A 26,397-nucleotide genomic window follows, 5' to 3' on the forward strand; every position below is an offset into this window, starting at 1 on the left:
AATTTCTCAAATTTTCGAACAATAACTTCGGCTTTTGTTTCAATTTCTCAATTTTTCAAACAATAACTTCGGCTTTTGTTTCAATTTCTCTATTTTTCGAACAATAACTTCGGCTTTTGTTCCATTTTCTCGATTTTTCGAACAATAACTCTTGCTTTTGTTTCAGTTTCTCAAATTTTCGAACAATAACTTCGGCTTTTGTTTCAGTTTCTCAAATTTTCGAACAATAACTTCGGCTTTTGTTTCAGTTTCTCGATTTTTCGAACAATAACTTCGGCTTTTGTTTCAATTTCTCGGATTTTCGAACAATAACTTCGGCTTTTGTTCCAGTTTTCTCGATTTTTCGAACAACAACTTCGGCTTTTGTTTCATTTCCCCCCATTTTCGAATAACCACTCCTCTCTTCACTACTCCCGTTTCTATAATAAAATTCCTCTTCTCGAATTTCATGAATTTTCGTTAAGCTAAATTTGATATTATCAACAGAATCATCTTGGAAAATGTCATTAAAAACAGACAAAAGTTGCTCTTGTTCTAATTGAATCCCAGTAATCGTAGCATCAATATCTTTCGTTGTACGATTCTCCATACCAATCAACGAACCAATCAAAAAACCTCCTTTGATAATAAAATTTTCTCGGTAATCGGATTTACTTAGTCGTTCTAGCACTCTTTCCAACATAAAATATTTTCTAGCTAAATCTGGTACAATATTTCTGTTTTGCGCAAAAGTTCGTAAACGGTCTGTAATTTGTCGACGATTTAATTGTGTCATTTTAACATCTCCAATACTTTGATTAATTCTGTACTTAAATTTAATTTCTTTAAATAACCCGGCAATAAAAATTGTTTTCTTCGTGGGTGTTTTACATAAGCTTTCGCTGCTTGTGTTTTCAATGCCACATCCATTTTATTTCTAGGATTCCAAACATCGCATAGTGTTCTCTCTAAATTATAGACTTTGATGGGATTTCCTTGAGCAGACAACATCTTTTCAATACCTAACTCATAAATTTCCATCGGTTTATAGATTCCCTTGATATGATATTTTGATAAGTCAGGATTTCGATAACCTCTTGGAAAAGTCATGACATAGTATTTAGGAATCAAATCTGTTAAATCATGTAAGACTAAAGCAGATTCTAAAGAGTAGATTCCTCTGGTAAAAACTTGTAGGCGGCTGTAATAAGTATCTTCTAAACGATCCTCTTGTACCAGAATACCTGAAATAGGTGAATACACTTCCCCTGCATCTAACATTCTTTTTAATGTGTTGGGATTAATACCAGCATTTAATGCTTCTTTTCTAGACAAAGTGCCCTTTCTTTTTTCAAGTAGTTGATAAACCTGTTCTTTTTGTTCCATGCTTTTCACCTCGTTTGTAACTACTGTACTACATTTTCTTATTTTTGTAGTATAATAGTTACCAAAGAAACATTTTACTCGTATTTAAGACAAATAAAAAGTGGTAGAAAGTTTGTCGTACTAAGCTTTCTATCACCTGAAAAGTAATAATCTCTTTAAAGACAAAAAAGAAGAGGCAGGGCAAAAAGTCTCTTAAAGTTAAATAACGCATGAAACCTGCTTTTTCAAACGGTGATTTCATGCGTTTTTTTATTTTTTTTATGAAGAAAACTAGGTGATTTTAGGCTTTCTGCCCAGCCTGATTCTCTCATTTCTGGCTTTATATTTTTACCTAATAAAACCTTCTACCTGATATTTCTAGCTTGATTTTTTCAGCTTTAAGATTTCTTTTACTGTAAAATATTCATGATTAAAATATCAATAATGGCGATAATGACTAAGGTTAAAGAGACACTGTAAAAAGGAGTCCATTTACGAATTACTTCATTTTCCTCTTCCGTAACCAGAAGAATGATTGCAATCACACTGACAAAGAAACCTGCTAACAAAGTAAATATACTAACAGTCATTGAGGTTAGATTAATTAAAGTACAAAAAGCAACGACTAACGATAACACTGTTATTGCACTGAAAACAGAAGCAAACTTATTGACGATATCATGAATTTTCACTGGTGCTTTAAAAATAAAATGAATGACTAAATACGTGATTCCCACACTTACGACAACAAACAGTAAGAATGAAATAAATATTTTAAGATAGTCGCCGAACCCTACTTCAAATGTTGAGCTTAAGCCAGGAGAAACCATTCCCAACATACTACCAAATAATATTCCCGCTCGTTTAATCTCTGCAAAGATAATTAATGTTTGAAAGAAAGTAAACAAAAGAAGCGTGACATAACCAAAATAAGTCGTTGCTTGTTCGATGACAAGTGTTGGTTTCTTTAATTTTTCCAAAAAATAACTCAAATAATTTTTCCCAGCAGAAATTGTTTGCTGAACAGTTTCATTCTCCATAATACTCGTCTTATTTTCAGGCGGCACCTCTTGACTAGTTGTATCTTCGTTTGGTATCTCTTGACTAACACTTTTTTCAGGAGTCACCTCTATGTTTTGATCTTGACCACAATTTTCGCAAAAAATCGCGTCCTCTTCCATTTCATGCCCACAATGTACACACTGTTTCATCATTCATCTTCCTCCTTTCAGATATTTGAAAACATTCATTTGAAATAATCAGCTAGGAACTTGTTAACAATTATTACATTTAGTTTACAAGTTAATCGAGTGATTGACAACAAATAGGTACCGTATTGAGACACTTTATATCCATAAACAAAAATCTCTGTTATTCCTAGTGATAGTCTAAAATTTACTTCTCATTCAGATTGTTCTGTTTCAATCGCTGCTGAGTATTTGCTAAAATCTATTTCTACATTGCCGGAATCCCCATCATTACACTTGTTCTCATGACTTAATTCCCTGAGCTAAGTATAAGCAAAAGCAAGACTCTATCATAAAATTTGGATGTACTATCGAAAATCATAATAAGAGACTTAAGCATGAATCTTTAAATGTGAACTATCGATCATCAAACTATTCGAAAGGTCAACAAAACCACCACCGCTATTTCACAGTAGAGTCTCTCACTAATTCAATCAATCATACACTTCCTTCGACAGTTCTGAAATCGTGAGTTAATCCACTGATTCTTTCAAGTCGGCAATAATATAAGGATGTTTGGCACATACAATCGCCACATCATAAAAATAATCCTCTAATTCACCAATCTTTTTATTTTTTACTTTCAAAAATAGTGAAAATTCAAAAAAACCGTTAAACCTCTTTGATACCAAGAAGTCTAGCGGTTTTCACACTTATTTAACTGTCAAACTCAAGATAAATAAAATAGACATACACAATACATCAATTTACCCTACTATAATTCACTTCTGTCTCTATTATCTAGCAGTAATCTAGTTTTAATTACTCAACAAATGTATCTTTTCTTCAAGCTCTGAAATCAGGATTGGAGAAATATTGACATGATAGCGTTCATTTACTTCACTATAAATAGACTCAATTTCAGAATAATTTTTTAAATCATAATTGACATCATCTAATATAGCAAAATAATCTGCTTTTTTTGTAGTGGATAGTAAACTTGCATCCATTCCCAATACCTTAGAATAATTTAAATCATTGGGTGAATTAATCACTCGGATCAATTTATCCTTCTTTTTTCTAGTTGGAATTGAAAAATCAAATATAAATGTAATTCCACTTTTGCCAATAGCAGGATATTTTGTCGAGTACAATATCTTATTTGTATCAAGAATTTTAGAAACCGTTTCATAAGATGCATTCGGTTCATAGTTAGGTCTTAACAAAAACATGTCATTTATCTTAAGAATCGCTTGTAATAGTCTATGTTTTGAAACAGCATAGTTTTCAAAACTTGTTTTTATAAATAGTTCTTTTGAATCCTCGTGAAAATCAATCCCGTAATCATTTGTAATATCCTCTAAAATTATTTTTCTTTTCCAAGTTTTATTATTAATTGAGTAACCTAAACTTTGAAGATTTGCCAAAGTAAATCCATCATCAGTAATAAGTAATTGATTTTTTTCTCGAAGTTCGACATACAAAACAATTTCGTCAAAGTCATTGTCGATGAATGGCGTATCAATTCTCAATATACCATCTTCTAGCTTAGAATAAATCGTATTATCAGAAATCCAATCAATATATTGTTTTTTTAAATCTTGAGTCGATAAATCCATTCTAGACGCCTCCTTCAACTATTTTGTATATTAGTATACTTGCTAAACTTGGAAAATGCATCCATTATATTCTCTACATTTGGAAAATCACTCTTATTTAGTGGATATGCAATACGATCTCTTTTTGGAAACTCTTTACTATAAAAATGAATGTGATCGCCTTTAATTCTCGTTCCATCTGGATTAATATGTCCACTTCCAATATCTAGTCTAACTAATTGATGATGTTTATTAGCAAATCTTAAATTAAGAGTATAACGGTTTATTTCTCTTTGACCTCTATAAATATAAAGTATGTACTCAATACCATCAATACTTCCAATGATTGATTCAGAAATACTTAAAGTACCAAACATAGCAGATATTTTTTCATTTATTTCATCTAATGCAAACAATCTCGATGGATGCTTTAAAGAGTTTATTAATTCTCTGACTTCAATATCTTCTAAATTATCAATATCCATAGCTGCTCCTCTCTCACTGGTGTTGCGTTATCTTATTTTTTCTTTGAAAAAAAAATAACAACTTGGGCCTTGTGCATCGTTATCCACCTTCCTCAAATCACTCTTATTATAGCAATTAGAGAGAAAAAAAGCATTGAAATTACTGCAACACCTCAAACATTCAAGAACATTCGAAATCACATCTACTTAAAGCACCTATCCATCCCAACCTCCGACAATACCCACATACCACTCAACTGTCTGCTTCAATCCCTCATCAAATGATACTTGCGGTCGCCATCCCAACCTCCGAATCTTCTCGCTATCCACACTATACCGAAAATCATGCCCTTTCCGATCTTCGACATAATCAATATTTATCAATGGATAATCCATCAAGTCACACAATGTTTCTACCACATAATTATTCGAATACTCCTCGTCCCCACCGATATTGTATATCGAGCAAACACCGGAAAATGCCTTACAATGGGCAGAAACGATCGGAGAGAACACTTTGCGCCTCATTCAATATCTATTAGACACCTATCAGGTTGAGCGCAAGGCACTCTCGTCTATTTTTTCTTTAAAAAATAGTTCCCGCCGTTATACCAAGTACGAAATCGAAAGAGCGTGCAAGGAAATCTTGAATGTCACTCAGCGACCGACGGTCAAATTAGTTCAAAATCAACTGAAAGCAAATAAGAAAAAAGATGCCGAGAAAGCACTGGAAAAACCATCCAAGTCTCAGGATGATTTCGGATTTACACGCGGCGCAGATTATTGGGGAGGAAAAGGACAATGAACGAACAAACAATAAGCAAAATGATTTCAATGAAATTATCAGGGATGGTAGAAGGATATCAGCACCAAGAGAGTTCGCCGGAGTTCAAAAAAATGAGTTTTGAAGAAAGATTCCAGCTGTTGATCGATCATGAGTACGACAGACGCAAATCGAACACGTTGAAAAGATTGATCAAGAGCGCTAACTTTCAAGATTCACAGGCTTGCATTGAAGACATCGAATACTACGAAGACCGGAAATTAGAGAAGATGCGTATCTTGGAACTGTCCAGCTGCAATTACATTCGCCAAACAAACAACATTATCGTCAAAGGTCCAACTGGAGCTGGAAAAAGCTATATCGCACAAGCTTTCGGCATATCAGCTTGCCGTCAACACCATACTGTGAAGTATGTGCGCCTTCCGGAGTTACTGGATGAACTGATGGTGGAGCAATATCGAAATGACGATTCTTACCGCAAAAGTATTAAAAAACTTTCCAAAGTAGACCTACTGATTCTTGATGAATGGCTTTTAATCGATATTTCGCCAGAGCAGGCAGCGCTCGTTCTTGAAATTGTGGAAATGAGATACAAGCTCAAATCGACTATTTTCTGTTCCCAGATAGATCCGCAAGGATGGCCTCAAAAGCTTGGGAATGGCACTGTAGCTGAAGCAATTATGGATCGAATCGTGCATAACTCGATCCAATTATTGATAGATGGAGAAATATCTATGCGTGAACGACATGGCATCCGCAACTAAATTTCAATGTAAGGAGGTTGAAACGAATATGTGTTATGAAGATGAAACCGAAGATTATTATAAAATGTTAGATAAGCAATCTGAGGAGGACGCTCTTGTTTCTTTTATCGTGGCCCTGATTGAATATTCTACTGAATTGGAAGAACAAGTTGTCGACCTAAGCGCACTGTCAATCAATTATCAGATGAGGAACGTCTTGCGTTCCCTGATTTAGAGGGAGATATTTATCAAGTGTTTGATAATTATTCCGCGTACAGAAAGTACCAAAGTCTCATTGAGGAGCGTATCGAATGGAATAAAAATCACCCTGTTTCCGAGATAATGAAAGGGCTATAGCAGCATCAACCAATACTAACTTTAAATTTTACAGGTAGAAAACATACTTGAAATCACCTAAGAGCCGTTCCTGGATTATATGGAATGGCTCTTAGGTGACCTTAAGGTCAGTATAGTTGGTGTTAAACTCTCTGCACACTTACTGGTAAAGTATATTCACCGATGGTGCATTTTGACCTTATTCACGAAAAGCTGTCCACTTCCTTTATTTAAAGGATTAGGGCAGCTTTTCTCGATTGTTTTTCTCACTGGTAACTTGTCTGGCACTCACTGGTAATATCGGTGTCACTAGGTGGTAATAACTATGTCACTGCTGGTAATTTCCTGTGGCGGATATCATTTGAAGAATTGCCCAATCTACCGGTGTTAACAGCAGATCACTTAGACGACTATCTCCCTTGGTCGAAAACGGTCCAAGAAAAATGTAAATAATAAAAAAGACGACTTCGACTGATTGTATAATAACAATCGGGCTAAAAGTCGTCTAGGTACTCCGCTATTCGGCGCTTACTATTGAAACATAATAAAAAACCTCCATATAATTAAAATGGACCCATAGATAAGGACAGTTTGAAAAAAACACCTTACCTATAGGTCTGTTTTTGTGTACACTTAAAATAATAAATGACAGGAGGAATGACTAGATGACTGTAAAGTATTTTACACCAGAACAACTTGAAATCTTACTTGCCAATCCAAATGTAGTCACTGCGAGTTCAAAAGCAATTACCTATTCTGTTGATTTTAAAATGAAATTTATTGAAGAATATGAATTGGGAAAATCACCTTCACGTATTTTTGAAGAAGCAGGATTTGATGTTCAAGTACTCGGTACAGAGCGTATCAAAACAGCCACTTTTCGTTGGAAGAAAGCTGTAAAAAATGATGGGACTTTAGGATTACGAGATACTAGAAAAGTAAAGAGCGGACGTCCATTAAAACGAACATTAACTACTGAAGAACAAATTGCAAAATTAGAAGCAGAAAATCTTTGTTTTAAAGGGAGAATTAGATTTCATAAAAAAGTTAGAGCTGAGCGAAAAAGGAAATCGAACCAATAAGTTAACAGCAGAACTTACCTTTTCGCTCATCGAAGAACTTTCTAAGAAATCTAGTCGCTCCATCAGTTTATTTTGTCGCTTAGCAGGTGTCTCTCGTAGTGGTTACTATGCCTATAAGAAGCGTAGTCTTAACGTACAGAAACAGCATCGAGAATTGGTACTCAAAAAAACAATTGAACAAGCACTTGCCTTTCGTTCGAAAGACAAAGGCACGCGATCCATTGTGATGACACTCAAAAACACATTTGGAATTATCATGAATCGAAAGTGTGTTCAACGAATCTGTCGTAAGTTTGGGCTACTTTCATCTGTTAGAAAAGCAAATCCTTATCGAAGACTAGCCAAAGCTACGAAAGAGCACAGTATTGTAGAAAATTAACTTAAACGAGCTTTCAAACCTGGTATAGCAGGAAAAGTTTTACTGACAGATATCACCTACCTTCCCTATGGAAATCAAGCTATGGCTTATTTGTCGACCGTTAAAGATGCACAAACAAATGAAATCTTGGCTTACCAACTTTCAAATAACTTAAAAATAGATTTTGTCACTAGTGTTGCATAAAAAATTGTACTGTTCCATGAAACAAAAAAATCCTTTATACTAGTACTCGGATGACTTATCCAAGACCAATAAAAAGGACTAACTCATGGATAAGTATAAAACAAATTCGGCATTTAATAAATGGTTTTCTGCCATAAATGTAGAAAATCTTTCTGTTTCTGCTAAACAATTCATTGTCAATTACAATTCATATCGGAAAAAACTCTCTTTTGAAGCGGTGTTGAAGCTTTTTCTCTACGCAATTAATGAAGAAAAAGAGAGTTTGCGTGACTTGAGTACGTCTCTCATCAACGAATCACTTCAACTAGAAACCGACGTGACCACCATCAGTCATACGCAATTATCACGTGCGTTCAATGCACTTGATTCCAGCGTGTTAGAAGAAATCTTCCAACAGCTTTTAGAAAAAATCCACTCTCAGACAAGACCAACTAAGCGAAATAGTCTGTATCTGATTGATTCCAGTACGTTTTCTCTGAGTCTCAATCGCCACAAATGGGCGACTTTTCGCCAAACAAAATCAGGCGTTAAGTTACACTTAAACTACTGTTATATGAACGATGCCACGATGTATCCCACTGATTTTACCTTAACCAATGCCCGTGAACATGATGTCAATCAACTGCCCTTGCTGGTGAATAAACCTGAAGCGACCTACGTGTTTGATCGTGGCTACTTGGACTTTGAAAAGATGGATCAGATGCATGGGGACGGCTACTTCTTCGTTACACGTATCAAAAAGAACACCCATGTTCACTTGATAGAAACACTGGAAACATCACCAGAAAAAGAAATTCTACGAGATGAACTGGTTCGTTTGGGTTCTAAGACTTATCTGACTGCCAATTTCCGACTCGTTACTGTTCAAGATAAAAGTAGACGTGAATTTCAATTTATTACCAATCGAATGGACGTCTCTTCAAAAGAAATCTCTGATATGTATCACGCGCGTTGGCAAATTGAATTGTTTTTCAAACATATCAAACAACACATGACCAGTAAAACGTTTTTTTCTCAAAGTGAACAGGGCGTGCATAATCAGTTGATTTTAACCATGATTTCCGCACTGTTAACCTTTCTTATTAAAGTAGAAACCAACACAAAACAATCTGTGTTTCAAATCAAACGATTCTTTCGTTATTTACTGTTTCTTCCGTTTGAGTGTTGGTTAGAGAAGTTGATTCCAACATGAGAACAAGAAAATGGCGTGTCACTTTTGGTTTTCAGCTAAATAACAGGTAAAAAATTTTCTGGAAAAAGTCATCCTCTGCGTCAGCACAGTTTTTTTGGCTTATTTCCAGAGAAAGTAGTTTTCAGAATATTCTAAAATACTTTTATGCAACACTAGTGGCAACAATTACGTCTAGATATTTCTCGAGACAATATCACTAACTGGCATATACGCGTAGGACAAGATTTTCTGTCAGTACTAGTGGAACGTTTGCATCAAGAACTGGTGAAGCGAACCATCGCTTACGCAGATGAAACGACCTACCGAGTGCTAGAGAGTCAAAAACAGAACAATTATTACTGGGTGTTCAGTACCTCGAAACAAGAGGAAGATCCAATCGTTCTGTATCATCATAGTGAATCACGAGGAAATGATGTTCCAAAAAAATTTTTGAAGAACTTTCAGGGATATCTCCACTGTGATGGCTATTCTGTTTACGATGGTTTAGCAAATGTCCTCCCTGTTCGCTGCTTGGCGCATGTCCGTAGGAAATTCCACGAAGCATTACCAAAAGAACTTGGAGAAACCATCCATCCAGCTGCCTATGTTTTAGATGCATTCAAAGAATGCTTTAAAAAAGAGAAAGCTTGGAAAGATCTTTTACCAGCGGAGCGATTGGAAAAACGACAGAAAGAATTACGGCCGTTATTCGATCAACTCTATGCTTATGTGGAGACGATTCCTGCCGTTCCTAAATCAAAGTTGGAAAAAGCAATTGAATACATGTGCAAACATCGAGAATCGGTGGAACACGTCTTTGAGGATGGGCGCTTAGAATTAACAAACAACCAAAGTGAACGTTTCGTCAAAGAACTGGTCATCGGTCGAAAAAATTACCTATTTTCATCGAGTTTAGCCGGTGCTCAAACTTCAGGTTATATTCTAAGTGTGATGAAAACAGCAGAATGGAACAAGTTAAATCCAACCCGATACCTTCAATACTTAATTTGAAGAATTGCCCAATCTGCCGTTGTTAACAGCGGATCACTTAGACGACTATTTGCCTTGGTCAAAAACGGTCCAAGAAAAATGTAAATAATAAAAAAGACGACTTAGCCTGATTGTATGATAACAATCGGGCTAAAAGTCGTCTAGGTACTCCGCTATTCGGCGCTTACATTACTATAATAATGATCGTGGACAATGGAATTTGAAAAAGCTGGCACCGATTGATTACCGGTACCAGCTAATAGCTGCCTAAAAATTATTGGTTTCTTTTTGAAGTGTCCTTGACTTAGGGTCCACTTTATAATAAAGTCACGAATTAGGCATGATTATTTCGTCATGGCGAAGCCAGTCTTTTTGGAATGTAGTGAGCCAGTGATTCGCTTAAATAGAGCCACTATTTCGGAACAAGAGAGCCACTCTTCTTTTGTATAATTGAGAGGTAGGATTTCCTACAAAATCAATTATATGGAAGGAGTTTTTTTGTATGGATAAATGCAAAGAGATTTTGCGTTATCAACAGGTGAAATTGTCGCAGAGGCAAACGGCAGAAATTTTAGGTATTTCAAGAAACACGGTCGCTAAAGTTTTGAACGCCTCAAAAGCAGCTGGGTTAGAGTGGGAAAACATTCGATCACTGACAGAACGTGAGCTGGAGGAAAAGCTGTTCCCAAAAAGCAAACAAGAAGGCTTTCAAGTCATGCCAAACTATGAAGACTTAGTCGCAGAATTAGCTAAGCCGGGCGTTACAAGAAAGTTACTTTGGGAAGAATATTTAAAGGATTGTCAGCTAACCGGAGGCATTCCCTTCGGTTATACACAATTTTGTCACTACTTTAACCAGTTCATCGAGACGAACAAAGCCACAATGTATTTTAAACACCAACCTGGCCAAAAAATAGAAGTCGATTGGGCCGGACAAACGTTAGTTATCATGGACACTGATTCAAGCGCACTCAAAAAAGGCTATCTATTTGTTGGGACATTACCCTATAGCCAATATAGTTATGTCGAAGTTACTTCAGATATGAAACAAGAGAACTGGATTACCGCTCATGTGAATATGTTTGAATTTTTTGGTGGAGTCACTCCGATGATTATCTGTGATAACTTAAAAACAGGTGTCGTGAAACATCCTCGTCATGGAGAAGTCATTCTAAACACACAGTATCGAGAGTTGTCTGACTACTATAATATAGCTATTCTTCCGGCTAAGCCTCGAAAACCTAAGATGAAAGCAAGTGTAGAAGGCACAGTGGGGAAAGTTTCGACAACTATTTTAGCAAAGTTACGTCATCAAACGTTTAACAGTGTCTATGAAGCAAATCAAGCCGTTCAAGAGTTACTGATTGTCTTTAATGCGTCTCCTTTTCAAAAGAGAGAAGGCTCACGAGAAGAGGTCTTTTTCTCAGAAGAGAAGCCTCACTTGCGGGAATTACCTAGGATTAAATATGAATACGGCAACTGGAAAATAGCTACGGTACAGTACAATTATCATATCGCTGTGGACAAAATGTATTACTCTGTTCCTTACGAATATATCAAACACAAAGTAAATGTTCGCATCACGCATCATCTAATTGAAATCTTTTACAAACAAACACGTATTTGTTCTCATCGTCGTTTGTTAGGACATCCAGGACAGTATGCCACAAATGACGATCATATGCCTAGCAATCACAGACAGGTAACGGAATGGAATGCCCAGCGTTTCATCGACTGGGGTCAAAAAATAGGCGAGAATACGCAGACAGTGATTGAACGTCTTTTAGAAAGCTATCGTGTCGAACAACAAGCCTACAACGGTTGTCGTTCTATCCTAAAACTCTCCGACCAGTACTCTCCTCAGCAGCTGGAAGACGCTTGCCAAACCGCATTATCCCTTATCCACGCACCTCGTTATAAAAATATTAAGCGAATTATTCAAGTAAATCAATCAAAAACTGATGCGGAACAACCTCTACAAACCCATTCGACCCATACGATTTTAAGAGGCAGTAGCTACTATGGAAAGGATGAAGAAAAATGAATCAACACACCTATGAAAAAATGATCGCTATGCGTATGTCAGGAATGGCTAAAGCGTACAAAGACCAATATGAGCAAGAAGAGCTTCTTCAGTGGAGTTTTGATGAACGTTTTTCTCTTTTAATCGATACTGAGTTTGATTATCGTCACAGAAACAAGATTGAACGTCTCACAAAACAAGCACAGTTTTCAGATACACAGGCACGATTGGAAGACATTAAATATTTCAACGATCGTGGGTTAAACCGAGAAGTGTTTCTCCAATTAGCCACAAATAAATATATTCAAGAACCACGAAATATTTTATTGACGGGTGCCACAGGCTCTGGGAAAAGCTATATTGCTTGTGCGTTAGGAAATAATGCCTGTCAGTCAAGCTTTAAAGTTCGCTATATTCGCATGCCAGATCTTTTAACGGAGTTCGCGTTAGCCAAAGTGCAAGGAACTTATAAGAAAGTATTAAAGCAGTATCAAAACTGTGAGTTGCTTATTATTGATGAGTGGCTACTTATTCCGGCAGATACGATTGCCCAACAAGATATTTTAGAGGTCTTAGAAAGACGATATCGGCTACATGCGACGATTTTTTGTTCACAATTCACCAAAGAAGGATGGCATGATCGACTTGGTGGTGGTGCGTTAGCCGATGCGATAATGGATCGTGCATTAGCACGTTCTCAATCAATTACAATGTAAGCGCCGAATACTGGAGTACCTAAAAATAGAAACCATCTTCGATTATACTTTGAGTACAAAGAAAAATCGGAGGTGGTTTCTTTATGAAGGAAAACCGAGAAGTGGTTCAAATCGCTTTAGAAAAACAAGCGTCCAACAAACGAACGACACCTGCAAAAATTGCGGTGAGAATTAAGTCTGACTCACAAGATATTTTTGTGTACAATGGTGCAAGTCAATATCTTGTACAAACCGTCTTGAAAGAGTTGATGTCTCATGTTTCTTGATTACAAACAAGTCAACCATCTGTTCATCGTTTGTGGAAAGACAGACTTACGTAAAGGAATTGATGGACTCGCGTCCATTGTTCAATATGAATACAATTTGGATGTATATGATAATGCCCTTTTTCTTTTTTGTGGTGGTCGACAAGATCGTTTCAAAATGTTGTATTACGACAAAGATGGTTTTCTTCTTTTGTACAAGCGTTTGGATCAAGGAAAATTACGATGGCCAAGGACAAAAAAAGAAGTCCGCTGTCTCACACACCAACAGATTCGCTGGCTATTAGAGGGATTGAGTATTGATCAGCCACGAGCGATTCGTGCAGGAAAACAAGGTGTATTCTAGTCTAAAAAAGAAGATGGGAATTGCAAGAAACGTTGATTTCATGCGATTTACATCTTCTTTTTTTAGTATATTCATGGTATAATAATAACATGAAAAACAAACAGAAAGTGGTGTGTATCGTTGTCAAAACAATCAAATGGAACTGATAAAAATAACGAAACAACCACACAATTAGTCATAATGCTTCAAGAACAAATGACCATCAATCAAGCACAAATTTTAGCCCATCAAAAGCAACTTCAAGTAAACGAAGCACTCACACAAGAAGTGAAATTACTTCGAGAACAAATTGCTTACTTAACCAATAAACTGTATGGAAAATCCAAAGAATCGTTGCCGGAATCATTGCCAGGGCAATTAAGTTTGGAGTTGTTTGGCGAGCCTGTAGTTCCACCTGCCATTCAAGAAGAGGAAATTTCTGTCCAACCACATAAACGGAAAAAAGGAACAAAGGCAAAAAAGTTGAATGACTTCCCAACAAGGGAAGTCCATTGCGAACTAACTGAAGAAGAACGACACTGTCAACAATGCGGAACAACCATGAGCGACATGGGTATAAAAAAAGCCCGCGAAGAAATTGCTTTTCATCAAGCCCGCATTGAGACACTACAATATGTGCAACATAGTTATTGTTGTAAAGTATGTGAACGTGTCGGAGACACTTCCTTGAAAAAAGCACCTGTTCCAAAACCGCTTCTTTCCAATAGTCTAGCCTCTCCGAGTCTTGTCGCAGAAACCATGTTTTTGAAATTTATTCAAAAAGTACCTGCTTATCGCCAAGAAAAGTATTGGCAACAATTACGTCTAGATATTTCTCGAGACAATATCACTAACTGGCATATACGCGTAGGACAAGATTTTCTGTCAGTACTAGTGGAACGTTTGCATCAAGAACTGGTGAAGCGAACCATCGCTTACGCCGATGAAACGACCTACCGAGTGCTAGAGAGTCAAAAACAGAACAATTATTACTGGGTGTTCAGTACCTCGAAACAAGAGGAAGATCCGATCGTTCTGTATCATCATAGTGAATCACGAGGAAATGATGTTCCCAAAAAATTTTTAAAGAACTTTCAGGGGTATCTCCACTGTGATGGTTATTCTGTTTATGATGGTTTAGCAAACGTCCTCCCTGTTCGCTGCTTAGCGCATGTCCGTAGGAAATTTCACGAAGCATTACCAAAAGAACTTGGAGAAACCATCCATCCAGCTGCCTATGTTTTAGATACATTCAAAGAATGCTTTAAAAAAGAGAAAGCTTGGAAAGATCTTTTACCAACGGAGCGATTGGAAAAACGCAGGAAAGAATTACGGCCGTTACTCGATCAACTCTATGCTTATGTGGAGACGATTCCTGCCGTTCCTAAATCGAAGTTGGAAAAAGCGATTGAATATATGTGTAACCATCGAGAATCGGTGGAATATGTCTTTGAGGATGGACGCTTAGAGTTAACAAACAACCAAAGTGAACGTTTCGTCAAAGAACTGGTCATCGGTCGAAAAAATTACCTATTTTCATCGAGTTTAGCGGGTGCCCAAACTTCAGGTTATATTCTAAGTGTGATGAAAACAGCAGAATGGAACGAGTTAAATCCGACTAGATATCTTCAATACTTATTTGAAGAATTACCCAATCTCCCTGTTTTAACACCGGATCACTTAGACGACTATCTTCCCTGGTCGAAAACGGTCCAAGAAAAATGTAAATAATTGAAAAAGACGACTCCGCCTGATTGTATAATAACAATCGGGCTAAAAGTCGTCTAGGTACTCCGCTATTCGGCGCTTACGGATCACTTAGACGACTATTTGCCTTGGTCAAAAACGGTCCAAGAAAAATGTAAATAATAAAAAAGACGACTTAGCCTGATTGTATGATAACAATCGGGCTAAAAGTCGTCTAGGTACTCCGCTATTCGGCGCTTACATTACAATAGACGGGAACCGTTCTATGAGAAGTCGTTAACAACATAAGGTCGGTTCCTTTCTGGGAATCGACCTTATGTTATGTATAAATGGCTCTCTGTTCCGAAACAGTGGCTCTGACCTCCGAAATATGGACGAACCTCCAACTGGCTCACACCTTCCGAACGGGCGGCTCCCATTATCCGAAACGATGGCTCAGTTTCGTCCGAAATAATCAAGGCAATCAAAGCCTTCATCGTGCGCCTTTTATTATACAGAAGTTCATTAGTGGTAAACAGGTTGGCAAACGGTGGTACATTTGGTGGCAATCACTGGTACAAAACTTGGCAAGCTTGGTACGTTTCATTGGCAGTAGCCAAATGTTTCTTCTTCATACTGTATAGAATAGTATTTATTCTTTATGAGTTTAAAACGACTATCGTCTATCATCTTATCATACACATGATTTAAAGTACTTGTCTTGCCAATGTTGCTTCTGCCAGCTAAAGTTATTACATTCATCATTTACCTCCCGAATTATTGGTATAAACAAAAAGGTTCTACCCGTCCACTCTTTATTATTCCGATTTTAATTCGTTTCAAAAATATCTCTCGTACAAAATTTCTCCGCTAAAACTTTCAAGACCTCTTCTAATCGGTTAGGCAGGATTGCATCAGAAATATCTTTAAATTCATCAAAATATGGATATTTATTTTTTTGATTATTCAAATAGACAAGAAAGTGGCTCTCCAACTTCAAACTATATTGGCTCAATAAAACGCAATTTGACTGGCTCAGTAAATCTCGTTTTTTTTCTTTCTATAAACGCCATATGCACAAATATTATAGAACCATCATTTAGAGATATTGTATATATAATCTAAAATTTTCTGATAAGTAACTTCTCTATCAAAAAAAGTTTCTGCTAAAATTCTGTGATTTCTACCAAATTTTTCCCTTAATTTAGGGTTTTCAACAAAGAATGAAATTGCTTTAGCAAAATCCTCTACATTATCATTTTCGACATTAATTCCCACTTCAAAATTTTCGACTAAATTACGATATTCTGAATTTTCTTGAGAGTTTATCACAGGTAAACCTGAAGCAGCATAATCACTATGTTTATTAATAATGCTTTGAGCAGCTCCTTTAGATATTGCATTTATTGCTATATCACATTTTGTCAGTGTTGAAACCATTTCTTCATATGGTAATTTCCCAGTGAAAACTACATCAATATTCTCTTTTTCACTTTCAGAAATAAATTTCTCTTTTAATGGTCCATCCCCCATGATAACAAAACAAAGGTTATATTTATCCTTTAACAATCCTATCGCTTTTATAACAGTTATTAGATCATAACTATGTCCTAGCGTTCCAACATACGCTAAATATACTTTATCTTTGACGAACGATATTGGCGGATTTAATAGTTTTCCTTTATCAAATCTCTTTAAGTTAGTTCCCAAATAAACTGTTAGGCCTTTATTTATCTTATGATTAACTGACATACCTCTATTTTTATACGTATCTGAAACACCAATTATACCATCAGCTTTTTTATAAATCGAGTTTGCTTGAATATCCATTGGTTTAAACAATATATTTCCCAACAGTTTATTTGGAAAAACCATTTTAAATGCCTCTGGCCAAAGGTCTTGTATATCAACAACACACTTAATACCATTTTCATTGGCGTATTCAACACCGGCTTTTGCAACACTAAGAGAAGGAGATGCAATATACATAAAGTCAGGTTTCATAATATTTCTCAAATGCTTTTTTAAATTCTTACCAAGCACGTAGTGACTGTATAGTCGTCTGATAGACACATTTTTTTTATATCCTGGTTCATTTAATAAAGTGACTTTATAGGATAGAGCATGTGTATTAACAGGATCTTTTAGCATTTTTTTTCCATGAGAAAAATTTGAAGTAATCAGAGTTACGTCCATTCCGTGTTGAGTAAAGAGATTGGCGAGATAGTTAAATCTATTGTTTCCACTCTGATCAAAGTTTCCAGCAAAATTTGCAAGTATTAATATATTCATATGCTCACCTCTAAATAATTATCTTTCATTAAATATTAATCAAAATTCCAATTATCAGGGTTTTTGATTGTATCTAACAGTAGTTTGATTGTCTTTTCTTGAATAAAAATAACCACTAAGAACATTATAAAATTGAATACTTGTATTCCTTTAAAAGTAAAAGCATTAACGATAGAAATAATATAAATCAATATTATTACAATACTTTGCATCTTAAATTCAATCATAAAATTACACTTTCTCGAGTAATAAGTACGCAAAAAGCAAAAAAACATATATGACGTAGCAGTTGCAATGCTTGCTCCTATAGTTCCAAAATTTGGTACAAGAATAATGTTAAGTACTATTGCTGGAATGATTGATATAAAACTAACCATTAAATTATAAAAACTTTTACCTGAAAATACTATTCCAAGAGTAGTTGTTTCACTTAACGTATATAATATTGGGGTTAAAGATAATAAAGACGCCACATACTCTGCTTGTTTATAATCGGATGACAAGATTAATACAATATACTTTTTAAAAAAAACTACAAAGAAAAATACGATAGTCATCAATAGCAAAGTAAATCTACTTATAAAGTTAAAATATTTCATTTCTTTTTTTTCCTGGTTCCATCTATATGCTACTGGAACCCAAAAACTTGTAAATGTTGCCTGAATAATAGAAAGGATAGCTGCAATCTTTAATGCTGCTGTATAGATTCCTAATTCATGAAATGTACTATATCCTCTTAAAAAAAAACGTCCCATAGTATTCAAAAGGTTATTTAATGATGCAGCGATTATTATTGGAAACCCAAAATAAAACATCTTTTTTATTAATTGAAAATCAAAATCCGATTTTTTAAAATAAAGTAGCTTCCTATATTTAATAAAAAGGATTAAATCACCTAAAAATTGACCAAATATAGTTGAATATATTACTACTAAAAAGTCTCTTCTACCTATATATAATAAAAATACCGTAAAAACGAATACTGAAAGTTTTATTAAGACCGAGTAGGCAGAATACTCTAGAGCTCTTTCTCCCATTCTTATCGATAAAAGAATAAACCTTTCAAGTACTGTACTGATTATAATACATCCAAATAATACCGATACATTAAAATATCCTTTATCTTCAAATAACAAATATGAAAAATCTTTATGGAAAATTATAAAAAAAACAGTCATTATCAACGAAAGTAATAAGGGTACCACACTCGCATTTTGAAATAATTTTTTCTTATCTTCATGTTTATTGTATTCTCTGGTATAAGCCTGATCCATACCTAAGTAAACGAAGGTAACTACAAAAGATTGAAGCACGGTAAACATACTGGCTCTCCCAAATTCTTCAGGAATGATAAAGTAAGTTGTTACCGGTACCGTAATAAATGAAATTAGTGCCGCTACTAATGGACCTATTGAAAAGCCTAAAAGTTTACTTATTAATTTCTTCACTATTATCCCTCTTTTCCAATAATGAAATACAACTAATGGTTAAACCAGTATAAATTGGCAACCACTTCATCAATAAAATACTACTTGGACTTGAACTCGCTAGTGCGAATATTAATATTCCGACCCCTACGGTTTGACTCACTTTTTTATTCATGGAATTTTTACTTATTGATGTTAGAAATAAATTTATCCAAGAGCAAACATACCCACCAAATATAATAACCCCATAGTTTACTAAAGTTTCTACCCACCAATTATGGATATATAGAAAATTGAATGTTTTATAATATTGGAAATTCGGCAACCAATATTCTAAGTTCCCTGCACCAACTCCCAAATAATTACTATTTTTTAAATAGATCATACCGTTTCTAATTAAATTCATTCTTAATTGATCGGAAGATTTATCGCTTTCTATAAATCTAATTAGGATTCTATCTCCAAGACTTGAAGAAAATACTCCAATAATAACAAGGGATAGGAAAAATGCAGAAAAAATCAAAATTACTAATTTTTCTAACTTACCATCTAGATTTCTTAGTAACCATAGAAATGCTACCCCAAAAATAATTGCTAAAATATTAGCTCGAGAACCTGCTTGAACCATTAATAACAGCGAAGAAAATAACGTTAATATAATTATGCTTTTATACCATATATTCTTTTTATAAATCAAATAAGCAAAAACAAAAGGTAAGGAGATTGATAGGTAGGTACAGAAATCATTTGTGTTTAAAAATGAAGCTACTGGCCATCTATTTATCTTATACATTCCAACATATTCAGTAATAGTAAATAAATAATTTTTAGTAAATACTTCAAACCAACCAATTAAGTTGTTTGCTACAACAGTATAAAAAATTATTTTCAAATAAAACTTAATATCATCTTCATTATTAATTAGCTGCAGGAAAATGAAAACGGAAGAACAATTGATTAACAATATAACACACGATCTGAACCAAAGTAATTTATCAACAGACCAAACAAACGAAAACAAACCAAATATTAACCATATTAAGTATAAAAATACATATCTATTGAGCTTAAATCTATTTTTATTTTTGAAAAAAACACAAAGAAGAACTATCAGATAGATAGCGGCATATATCACTATACTACTAATAAAAAATGGGGTACTTTGTAATGAAGTAAGTATTATTAACAAACACCCTAGTAATCTCATAAAACTATCCACCTTATTTTATTCGTTATCAAGTGAATAAACAGCCAAATTATTCACTTGATAGCTTCATGATTAAAAGTATTAATTAAAATTTATTTTAAATAAATAGAATTCAATTCATTAATTATTGACTCTTTGGAAAAATATTGCTTAGCTTTTTTACTAATTTTTTTTGCATCGTATTCCTTATCCATACATTCCAACATTTTTAGTGATAATTCGTTCTGCTCAGAAAATATCATCCCATTCTCATCATTAATAAAACTTCTTAATGGATGATTATTCCTAATAATTGTTGGACGACCCGAAAACCATGATTCAACAACAGGAACACCAAAAGTCTCTATCTCACTTGCAGATATATACACATCAACTTTTTTAAAAAGTGTACTAATTTGCTTTGAATTTAAAAATCCTGTAAATACAACGTTTTTTTCCAGTTTCTCAGATTCGACAAACTCAATTAGATTTCCTTTTTCTTCTCCTTCCCCAACTATATACAACATAGTATTAGCATTTATTTTATGCACTTTGGAGAAAGCTTGGAGTACTTCGATATTTCTTTTAACCTTAGCAAGTCTTCCTATTGTTATAAATGAAAAAAATTGATTATTGGGCTCTTGAATTGTATATTCACTATCAATTATATTCGGTAAAATTATTAATTTCCTAGAAAAACTAGGAAAATACGATAATATACTTTCTCGTAAATCTTGACTAACAACGATAAATTTACTTGAAACTTTATAAGAATCCTTAAGAATAGATATTTCGCGTAATGTTAATTTTTTATTTTGAACTTTTGTCCAATGCTCCGTACAGATTAATTTAATTCCAGTTTCTTGTAAATACGTTAAAATTTCTCTATTTAAGAGCATCGTTGGATAGTGCATATGGATGGCATCTACTGGACCATGATATTTTCCAATTTTTTTTAATATTTTTTTGAATAGAATAAATCTTACTTTATCATAAAATTTTTTATACAATCCACCAATTGGTAAAAAAACACCATACACCGGTATTTCATTAATGTTTTTTTTATACATCCCAACTTTACGCAATACTTTAATTGATCTGCTATCTAAGAAACCATAAATTATCTCATGATTTCTTTGTTCATGCAAAGCTACTGCTTGGCCAAACTCAAATAAACCAATCAATCCGGTTTTTTCATCAGGAATAGATCTTCCAATTACTAGAATACGCACTTAATTTACCTCTCATTTTCACAAAATTTACTAACCCAAATTTCATCAATCATCATCTTCATAGTATACTTTGGTTTCCAATCTATTAGTGCATATAATGCATCACTACAAATAACATTATTGTAATTTGATTCTCTCTGAGTTACTTCTATCGTACTAGACGATATTTGAGTTTTCGAAGAAATCCTCAGCACCTCCTTTGCAATTTCATGAACAGTCATATAATCATTATTTCCTAAGTTTAAAGTCAAATGTGATCTATCGACAAATATCTCTGGATAAACAAGAATTTTATTAATCAACGTTTTTAAAGCCACTGCTGCATCATGAATATGCAAATAAGAAACCTTAGGGTGCCCAATATCTATTGTAATTGATTTATTATCTAAAACATTCTCAATAAATCTATTAATCATTCTTTGATCGAACTTTTCGCTGACAAGACTTCCTAAACGAATATTAATCAATTTCATATTTTTTTCTTGACATTTTAATTCACATATTTTTTCTAAAGCATATTTAGTCATTCCGTAAAGATTTTCAGGACATACAAAAGTCTCTTCGGTCGGAAAAACATCTCCTTTTTGACTATATACACTTTGAGACGAAATATTAATCATGTAATGGCAATTAGCTTCTTTCATAAAATTAATCATATCTATTGTAAAATCAAAAGCTTTCGCTAATTCTTCTCCGTTGGAAGATCTAGGAAAAGAACAGTTAATCCAAATCCCATTTTCAACTTTAATATTTTTAATCTCTGAATTATCTAGCACTAGTATATTATTAAAACCTAAATACCTCTGACTAACTTGACTTTTTTTTGATGTTAAAGCAATAATCTCAAAATCACTGTAAGAAAATACTTTTAATAATTCATTTCCAAGCATACCATTACTTCCGGTGATAATAATAGTATTTTTTTTAGTCATCGAGATTAACCAGCTTTCCATCAATATCTTGTACATTGAGTCCATCTAAAATAATATTTTCATTATTTATAGACTCTACTGTTAACAATTGATAAATATTATTCATGCTATCTTTTAGCTCTTCAATGGAATCTGCATATCCAAATACTCTTAGACAAATCTGTTTTAACGTTCCTTTTGACGCCAAATGGACAGTTTCACCTTCCTCATGCGCTAAAACAGCGTCGATTACTTTTGGATAATTAAGAATTTCATTTACTCCTTTAATACTTTTAATTTCTTCCTCAGTTTTAATCAGAAATGAAATATTATATCCATATTTATTCCATATCGGACTAATATTCCCCCTATTTTCATTTTGATTTAACATATGTCCTGTAAACGAGTAATCAATTAGCATATCCAATGGATTATAGCCACAAATTTTTTCTTGCAAAATATACTCTAGAGAACCCGTTAATCGATATCCCATATCATATATGATGCACTCATTTTCTTCTACCATACATTGAACGAACATAATACCATCTTTAATTCCTACATGTTCGAACATTTTTTCAATTTTTGGCATAATCTTATTTATATATTCAGGTATGACATAAGAAGAGAAGGTATAACCTACTGGTAATGCAATCGTATCTTCCCCTTGATTCTTTTTAATATGTCTATTTCCAATACCCGTTAAATACACCTGCCCTTTATCAAATAAGAAAAAGACTGTAGCTTCTTCTCCTTCCAAAAATCGTTCAACAAGAACAGTTCTTGAGTCTGAAAATTTCAAAGCTTTACCATATGCATGATTTAACTCTTTTAAGTTTCTACAAATTGAAACCCCTCTTCCACCGCTACTATCAGAAGGTTTTACAAGTAATGGGAATTTGATATTATCAGGCAAATTATTTTTTTCAATTTGTTCGTAAGTCACATTGTACTCTTCAATAACCGGTACATCAAATTTTCTACAGAGTTCTTTATATTTATCCTTATTTATAAACATGTTGAATAATTCTTCCGTTCCATAACAAGGCAACCCTGCAGCTTCACAAATTTTGGCATATGGGATTAAAGCAGAATCTGTATATCCTGTTATAATCCCATTAATTTTTTCACTACGGATTATATCTAAAAGTCCATTTATGTCCGTGGTGCTTACATTATAATGTGTATCCGCAATTTGCTTGGCTGGGGATTGTTCATAAGGATACCAATCAGTAACAACTGTATATATATTCTTTTTCTTTGCTGCTTTAACGATTTGTGTTGATATTTTAGATCCACCCAATATAAGCAATTTTTTCTTCGTTTCCGAATTATTAGTTCTATATTGTGGGAAAAACTTACTATTGCTACAATCCTTTTTTTCAACTAATGATTTATACACAGATTCATCCCACACTTTCTTCCCTATATAAAATTCTAAATCTTCCTCTTTTGAAAATCTTTTCTTAAATAGATATAATGAATTATCTTTGGAGTTCGAAGTACCACCTCCATGATGAATAAATCTCACATGATTCTTTTCCGCCCACAGAGTCCCTGCATATCTTATTAGATAGGCTGGAGATAACCATAAATATTCTGTTAAAGTACCTGATAAATGAGTCTGTAAAATGCCATTATATACAAAATAAAGACCTGCCGCTATAATCGTATTATCATAAAAGATTTCAATTAATAATAAATTATCTTTATAGAGATTTATAAGTTTTTCGAAGTAATTGTCATTAAAGTAATAATAATTATCGGCGGTATTTCTTCCCATAGTTGAAAAGTATACTTTTTTGAATGATTCTAAATTCTCAGGTGACTCAGTCACTTTAAATTCAGCACCTTTCTTTAAAGCTTGTTTTATATTTTTTTTTGCTGATTTTGAAAATTGTTTAGCAAAAGTATCATAATCACTTACTGGCGTACAAATTGTACTTCCACTATGTTCAATAGAATAAACTTTTTCAAAATCTTTATGGTTGGAGATAATTGGATGAAATCTGACAAATTCACTTACAATCTTATTATCTTTTACGAATTTATTCATATAATTAACATAATCTTGTAATAATACTTCTTTACTACCTATAAGTTTAGTTATTAATGGTCCACCATAACCATATGGAGTTGTCATATCAAAATACTTTTCATTTTCTACTGTTTCATTTATTTCACGTAGAATAACGTTGTTTTCAATAGTTCCATTATCAGTATCTACAACAATGTGAACACTCTTTCCATTTTCTACTTCTTCATAAACCTCACCAAATTTTGGATCAAAATAGATATCAGGATACATTGGTTTCACTTCTTCCATTCATTTATTAAATCAATTATTTTACTTAAACTATTTGGTGTATATCTTTGATCACAGACTATTGATAACTCTTTTCTTTTGATACTAGAATTAGCTCCAAATTCCTCTGGCCAATGTATCGGTAAATAAATCTGATTATTGATTAAATATTTTCTAACGTCATCTCTATCTGTATTAGTGAAAATTATTGGAACAAATAATGGAATGACAGTTTTCAGATTATCTGTGTCAAAAGGAAAGAAAAATAATTTGCAAGTTTTCAATTGGTTACAAATATAGACTGCATTTTCTTTTCTAGGATAAGTTATACTTGAAACACTTGTTTTCTTAAGGTAGTTCAAACTATACTCATCTATTTTTAAATTCTTATCTAATCTAATAAGGCTATTACTGAAATCCGCATTTAATTTTAAAAATTCATTTTTATCTTTTAAATTACCATCTAAATACTCTTTTTTTAATTCCATAGCAAAAATTTTACTTTTTACGGCTAAATCACTTTTTTTATGAGTTTTAAATTTAAATTTTCCACTTCCTTTATAAGCAATCCCTCCTGAAGGTATTGCACACCATTTTCTTATTGATGCAACTTGATAATCCCAAAATATAGTAGGTTGATTATCGTTAAATAGAGAGTGCGTTACATCTTGAATTAGGATAGTTCCTTTATTTTTCATCAATTCTAAAAAATTGATAACATTTTTATCAATAGTATGGAAACCAAAATATTCCATATACAAAACTAAATCACATTCTATTGTATTATCAAATTTATATTCAAATTTTTCATTTTCAATAACAACATCATAAAATTCCACTTTAATGTTTTTATCTAAAAACGGTTGTATCATTGAAATACAGCAATATGACGGTACATACGCCACCTTAATTTCTTTTTCAACTGCAATATCTTCAAGTACCTGTGCAATTGCACTTCGACCAGAAAATGTATATTGGTAGTCATCAAAATCCTTATTTAATAGGTATTCATGTATTGATTCTGATTTATCTATTGTGGGATTAGCCATTTCAAAATCACTACCTATTTCATTACTATTTTTAGCCAAAACAGTCATATTTGATTCTTCCTTTACTTTTTTCCAAACATTAAAATTCTTCAATGAATCATCAGTTCTAACTGTAATGTTACTCTGCTTCAATACTTTAGTGAATGTTTTTAATAAAATTTTCATATCATTAAAAAAGGTAACATTATTAACATACTCTAAATCATGTTTTAACTTTTCATTCCAGCTACTCATATTTCTTCCATTAATTTGTGCTAATCCTGTCAATCCAGGTCGTACTAGATGTCTCTTCCGTTCCTCAGTTGAGTAGTATGGTAAATAGAATATGGACAGTGGACGTGGACCAATAAAACTCATTTCTCCTTTTAAAATATTAATTAATTCTGGTAGTTCATCTATGGAACTTTTCCTTAAAAATTTACCGAATTTTGTTAATCTTAAATTGTCAGGTAATAAATCCCCATTTTCATTTCTAAAATCATTCATACTCCTATATTTTATTAAGTAAAATATTTTTTCATTTTTCCCTGGTCTAGGTTGTCTAAAAAATATTGGCGATCCAAGTTTCCATTTTACTAATAAAGAAGTAATTACCAAAAATGGTAATAAAAAAGTTATAGCAATTAATGCAAGAGTAATATCGAATAGTCGCTTACAATACTTTTCGTAAAGTCCCTTATTATATTGTGATTTCATTCTGTTATTATTTTCCATCAACACT

24 protein-coding genes and 1 pseudogene are annotated in these 26,397 nt (G+C 33.5%); 12 read left to right on the forward strand and 13 right to left on the reverse strand.

What is annotated here, in order from left to right:
• Window positions 1-244: 244 nt before the first annotated feature.
• The 6 genes from AC4BBX_RS05790 to AC4BBX_RS05815 form a co-directional block, all read right to left on the reverse strand.
• On the reverse strand, window positions 245-775 hold the full coding sequence (locus AC4BBX_RS05790; protein ID WP_490455494.1) for a nucleotidyl transferase AbiEii/AbiGii toxin family protein: 531 nt from the start codon (window positions 773-775) through the stop codon (window positions 245-247).
• Window positions 772-1,365 (reverse strand): type IV toxin-antitoxin system AbiEi family antitoxin domain-containing protein, encoded by a 594-nt coding sequence (locus tag AC4BBX_RS05795; protein WP_490455495.1) that lies wholly within the window; start codon window positions 1,363-1,365, stop codon window positions 772-774. The genes AC4BBX_RS05790 and AC4BBX_RS05795 overlap by 4 nt, the downstream gene beginning before the upstream one ends.
• Before the next feature lie 389 nt (window positions 1,366-1,754).
• Window positions 1,755-2,558 carry a DUF6574 domain-containing protein gene (locus AC4BBX_RS05800; protein WP_490455496.1) on the reverse strand — a complete coding sequence of 268 codons (804 nt, stop codon included), beginning with the start codon at window positions 2,556-2,558 and terminating at the stop codon, window positions 1,755-1,757.
• 791 nt (window positions 2,559-3,349) lie between these two features.
• Window positions 3,350-4,150, reverse strand: a complete 801-nt coding sequence (locus AC4BBX_RS05805; protein WP_490455497.1) for a DUF1828 domain-containing protein — start codon at window positions 4,148-4,150, stop codon at window positions 3,350-3,352.
• Between the two features lie 14 nt (window positions 4,151-4,164).
• On the reverse strand, window positions 4,165-4,614 hold the full coding sequence (locus AC4BBX_RS05810) for a DUF6978 family protein (RefSeq protein ID WP_490455498.1): 450 nt from the start codon (window positions 4,612-4,614) through the stop codon (window positions 4,165-4,167).
• 195 nt (window positions 4,615-4,809) lie between these two features.
• Entirely contained in the window at window positions 4,810-5,121 is a 312-nt protein-coding gene (locus AC4BBX_RS05815) for a hypothetical protein (RefSeq protein ID WP_490455499.1), read from the reverse strand.
• Here AC4BBX_RS05815 and AC4BBX_RS05820 point away from each other — a divergent pair.
• The 12 genes and pseudogenes from AC4BBX_RS05820 to tnpC (AC4BBX_RS05875) all read left to right on the forward strand — a co-directional run bounded on the left by AC4BBX_RS05820 (window position 5,111) and on the right by tnpC (AC4BBX_RS05875) (window position 15,319).
• Window positions 5,111-5,398, forward strand: a complete 288-nt coding sequence (locus AC4BBX_RS05820; protein ID WP_490455500.1) for a hypothetical protein — start codon at window positions 5,111-5,113, stop codon at window positions 5,396-5,398. The genes AC4BBX_RS05815 and AC4BBX_RS05820 overlap by 11 nt on opposite strands.
• Window positions 5,395-6,141 (forward strand): IS21-like element helper ATPase IstB, encoded by a 747-nt coding sequence (gene istB, locus AC4BBX_RS05825; protein ID WP_490455501.1) that lies wholly within the window; start codon window positions 5,395-5,397, stop codon window positions 6,139-6,141. Before AC4BBX_RS05820 ends, istB begins: the two co-directional genes overlap by 4 nt.
• A 28-nt stretch (window positions 6,142-6,169) precedes the next feature.
• Window positions 6,170-6,355, forward strand: a complete 186-nt coding sequence (locus AC4BBX_RS05830; protein ID WP_490455502.1) for a hypothetical protein — start codon at window positions 6,170-6,172, stop codon at window positions 6,353-6,355.
• A gap of 766 nt (window positions 6,356-7,121) precedes the next feature.
• Window positions 7,122-7,538: an HTH domain-containing protein gene (locus AC4BBX_RS05835; RefSeq protein ID WP_490455503.1), complete on the forward strand. Its 417-nt coding sequence runs from the start codon at window positions 7,122-7,124 to the stop codon at window positions 7,536-7,538.
• Window positions 7,539-7,692: 154 nt separating this feature from the next.
• Window positions 7,693-7,917: a helix-turn-helix domain-containing protein gene (locus AC4BBX_RS05840; protein ID WP_490455504.1), complete on the forward strand. Its 225-nt coding sequence runs from the start codon at window positions 7,693-7,695 to the stop codon at window positions 7,915-7,917.
• Window positions 7,918-8,185: 268 nt separating this feature from the next.
• Entirely contained in the window at window positions 8,186-9,292 is a 1,107-nt protein-coding gene (locus tag AC4BBX_RS05845; RefSeq protein WP_490454590.1) for an IS4 family transposase, read from the forward strand.
• Window positions 9,293-9,463: 171 nt separating this feature from the next.
• Window positions 9,464-10,282: pseudogene (gene tnpC, locus AC4BBX_RS05850) on the forward strand (IS66 family transposase); the annotation flags it as partial.
• 481 nt (window positions 10,283-10,763) lie between these two features.
• The gene (istA, locus tag AC4BBX_RS05855) at window positions 10,764-12,305 is read left to right on the forward strand and encodes an IS21 family transposase (protein WP_490455505.1); all 1,542 of its coding nucleotides are present in this window, start codon (window positions 10,764-10,766) and stop codon (window positions 12,303-12,305) included.
• Window positions 12,302-13,000 carry an ATP-binding protein gene (locus AC4BBX_RS05860; protein ID WP_490455506.1) on the forward strand — a complete coding sequence of 233 codons (699 nt, stop codon included), beginning with the start codon at window positions 12,302-12,304 and terminating at the stop codon, window positions 12,998-13,000. Before istA ends, AC4BBX_RS05860 begins: the two co-directional genes overlap by 4 nt.
• 83 nt (window positions 13,001-13,083) lie before the next feature.
• Window positions 13,084-13,266, forward strand: coding sequence for a hypothetical protein (locus tag AC4BBX_RS05865; protein WP_490454436.1), 183 nt, complete (start codon window positions 13,084-13,086; stop codon window positions 13,264-13,266).
• Window positions 13,256-13,609, forward strand: a complete 354-nt coding sequence (gene tnpB, locus AC4BBX_RS05870) for an IS66 family insertion sequence element accessory protein TnpB (protein WP_490454437.1) — start codon at window positions 13,256-13,258, stop codon at window positions 13,607-13,609. The genes AC4BBX_RS05865 and tnpB overlap by 11 nt, the downstream gene beginning before the upstream one ends.
• A 120-nt stretch (window positions 13,610-13,729) precedes the next feature.
• A complete protein-coding gene (gene tnpC / locus AC4BBX_RS05875) occupies window positions 13,730-15,319 on the forward strand; it encodes an IS66 family transposase (protein WP_490454438.1) in 1,590 nt (529 codons plus the stop codon).
• Window positions 15,320-16,369: 1,050 nt separating this feature from the next.
• Here the strand turns inward: tnpC (AC4BBX_RS05875) and AC4BBX_RS05880 are convergent.
• The 7 genes from AC4BBX_RS05880 to AC4BBX_RS05910 form a co-directional block, all read right to left on the reverse strand.
• Complete coding sequence (locus tag AC4BBX_RS05880; protein ID WP_490455507.1) at window positions 16,370-17,566, reverse strand: glycosyltransferase family 4 protein; 1,197 nt, start codon at window positions 17,564-17,566, stop codon at window positions 16,370-16,372.
• Between the two features lie 35 nt (window positions 17,567-17,601).
• A complete protein-coding gene (locus tag AC4BBX_RS05885; RefSeq protein ID WP_490455508.1) occupies window positions 17,602-19,014 on the reverse strand; it encodes a lipopolysaccharide biosynthesis protein in 1,413 nt (470 codons plus the stop codon).
• A complete protein-coding gene (locus AC4BBX_RS05890; RefSeq protein WP_490455509.1) occupies window positions 18,995-20,200 on the reverse strand; it encodes an O-antigen ligase family protein in 1,206 nt (401 codons plus the stop codon). Before AC4BBX_RS05890 ends, AC4BBX_RS05885 begins: the two co-directional genes overlap by 20 nt.
• A gap of 92 nt (window positions 20,201-20,292) precedes the next feature.
• Window positions 20,293-21,411: a glycosyltransferase family 4 protein gene (locus AC4BBX_RS05895; RefSeq protein ID WP_490455510.1), complete on the reverse strand. Its 1,119-nt coding sequence runs from the start codon at window positions 21,409-21,411 to the stop codon at window positions 20,293-20,295.
• 5 nt (window positions 21,412-21,416) lie between these two features.
• Window positions 21,417-22,343: an NAD-dependent epimerase/dehydratase family protein gene (locus tag AC4BBX_RS05900; protein ID WP_490455511.1), complete on the reverse strand. Its 927-nt coding sequence runs from the start codon at window positions 22,341-22,343 to the stop codon at window positions 21,417-21,419.
• Window positions 22,336-24,648, reverse strand: coding sequence for a GNAT family N-acetyltransferase (locus AC4BBX_RS05905; protein WP_490455512.1), 2,313 nt, complete (start codon window positions 24,646-24,648; stop codon window positions 22,336-22,338). Before AC4BBX_RS05905 ends, AC4BBX_RS05900 begins: the two co-directional genes overlap by 8 nt.
• Window positions 24,636-26,390 (reverse strand): sugar transferase, encoded by a 1,755-nt coding sequence (locus AC4BBX_RS05910; RefSeq protein WP_490455513.1) that lies wholly within the window; start codon window positions 26,388-26,390, stop codon window positions 24,636-24,638. Before AC4BBX_RS05910 ends, AC4BBX_RS05905 begins: the two co-directional genes overlap by 13 nt.
• Between the last annotated feature and the right edge of the window lie 7 nt (window positions 26,391-26,397).

The organism is Enterococcus sp. AMC1157 (assembly GCF_058216555.1).

What these genes read in the sequence shown, in the direction of transcription:
- AC4BBX_RS05905 (WP_490455512.1), bottom strand. Translation starts at nt 24,648, where the DNA reads ATGGAAGAAGTGAAACCAATGTATCCTGATATCTATTTTGATCCAAAA.
- AC4BBX_RS05800 (WP_490455496.1), bottom strand. Translation starts at nt 2,558, where the DNA reads ATGATGAAACAGTGTGTACATTGTGGGCATGAAATGGAAGAGGACGCG.
- AC4BBX_RS05810 (WP_490455498.1), bottom strand. Translation starts at nt 4,614, where the DNA reads ATGGATATTGATAATTTAGAAGATATTGAAGTCAGAGAATTAATAAAC.
- AC4BBX_RS05910 (WP_490455513.1), bottom strand. Translation starts at nt 26,390, where the DNA reads ATGGAAAATAATAACAGAATGAAATCACAATATAATAAGGGACTTTAC.
- AC4BBX_RS05865 (WP_490454436.1), top strand. Translation starts at nt 13,084, where the DNA reads ATGAAGGAAAACCGAGAAGTGGTTCAAATCGCTTTAGAAAAACAAGCG.
- AC4BBX_RS05835 (WP_490455503.1), top strand. Translation starts at nt 7,122, where the DNA reads ATGACTGTAAAGTATTTTACACCAGAACAACTTGAAATCTTACTTGCC.
- AC4BBX_RS05880 (WP_490455507.1), bottom strand. Translation starts at nt 17,566, where the DNA reads ATGAATATATTAATACTTGCAAATTTTGCTGGAAACTTTGATCAGAGT.
- AC4BBX_RS05845 (WP_490454590.1), top strand. Translation starts at nt 8,186, where the DNA reads ATGGATAAGTATAAAACAAATTCGGCATTTAATAAATGGTTTTCTGCC.
- AC4BBX_RS05815 (WP_490455499.1), bottom strand. Translation starts at nt 5,121, where the DNA reads ATGAGGCGCAAAGTGTTCTCTCCGATCGTTTCTGCCCATTGTAAGGCA.
- AC4BBX_RS05860 (WP_490455506.1), top strand. Translation starts at nt 12,302, where the DNA reads ATGAATCAACACACCTATGAAAAAATGATCGCTATGCGTATGTCAGGA.
- AC4BBX_RS05890 (WP_490455509.1), bottom strand. Translation starts at nt 20,200, where the DNA reads ATGAGATTACTAGGGTGTTTGTTAATAATACTTACTTCATTACAAAGT.
- AC4BBX_RS05900 (WP_490455511.1), bottom strand. Translation starts at nt 22,343, where the DNA reads ATGACTAAAAAAAATACTATTATTATCACCGGAAGTAATGGTATGCTT.
- tnpB (WP_490454437.1), top strand. Translation starts at nt 13,256, where the DNA reads ATGTTTCTTGATTACAAACAAGTCAACCATCTGTTCATCGTTTGTGGA.
- AC4BBX_RS05830 (WP_490455502.1), top strand. Translation starts at nt 6,170, where the DNA reads ATGTGTTATGAAGATGAAACCGAAGATTATTATAAAATGTTAGATAAG.
- istA (WP_490455505.1), top strand. Translation starts at nt 10,764, where the DNA reads ATGGATAAATGCAAAGAGATTTTGCGTTATCAACAGGTGAAATTGTCG.
- AC4BBX_RS05795 (WP_490455495.1), bottom strand. Translation starts at nt 1,365, where the DNA reads ATGGAACAAAAAGAACAGGTTTATCAACTACTTGAAAAAAGAAAGGGC.
- istB (WP_490455501.1), top strand. Translation starts at nt 5,395, where the DNA reads ATGAACGAACAAACAATAAGCAAAATGATTTCAATGAAATTATCAGGG.
- AC4BBX_RS05790 (WP_490455494.1), bottom strand. Translation starts at nt 775, where the DNA reads ATGACACAATTAAATCGTCGACAAATTACAGACCGTTTACGAACTTTT.
- AC4BBX_RS05805 (WP_490455497.1), bottom strand. Translation starts at nt 4,150, where the DNA reads ATGGATTTATCGACTCAAGATTTAAAAAAACAATATATTGATTGGATT.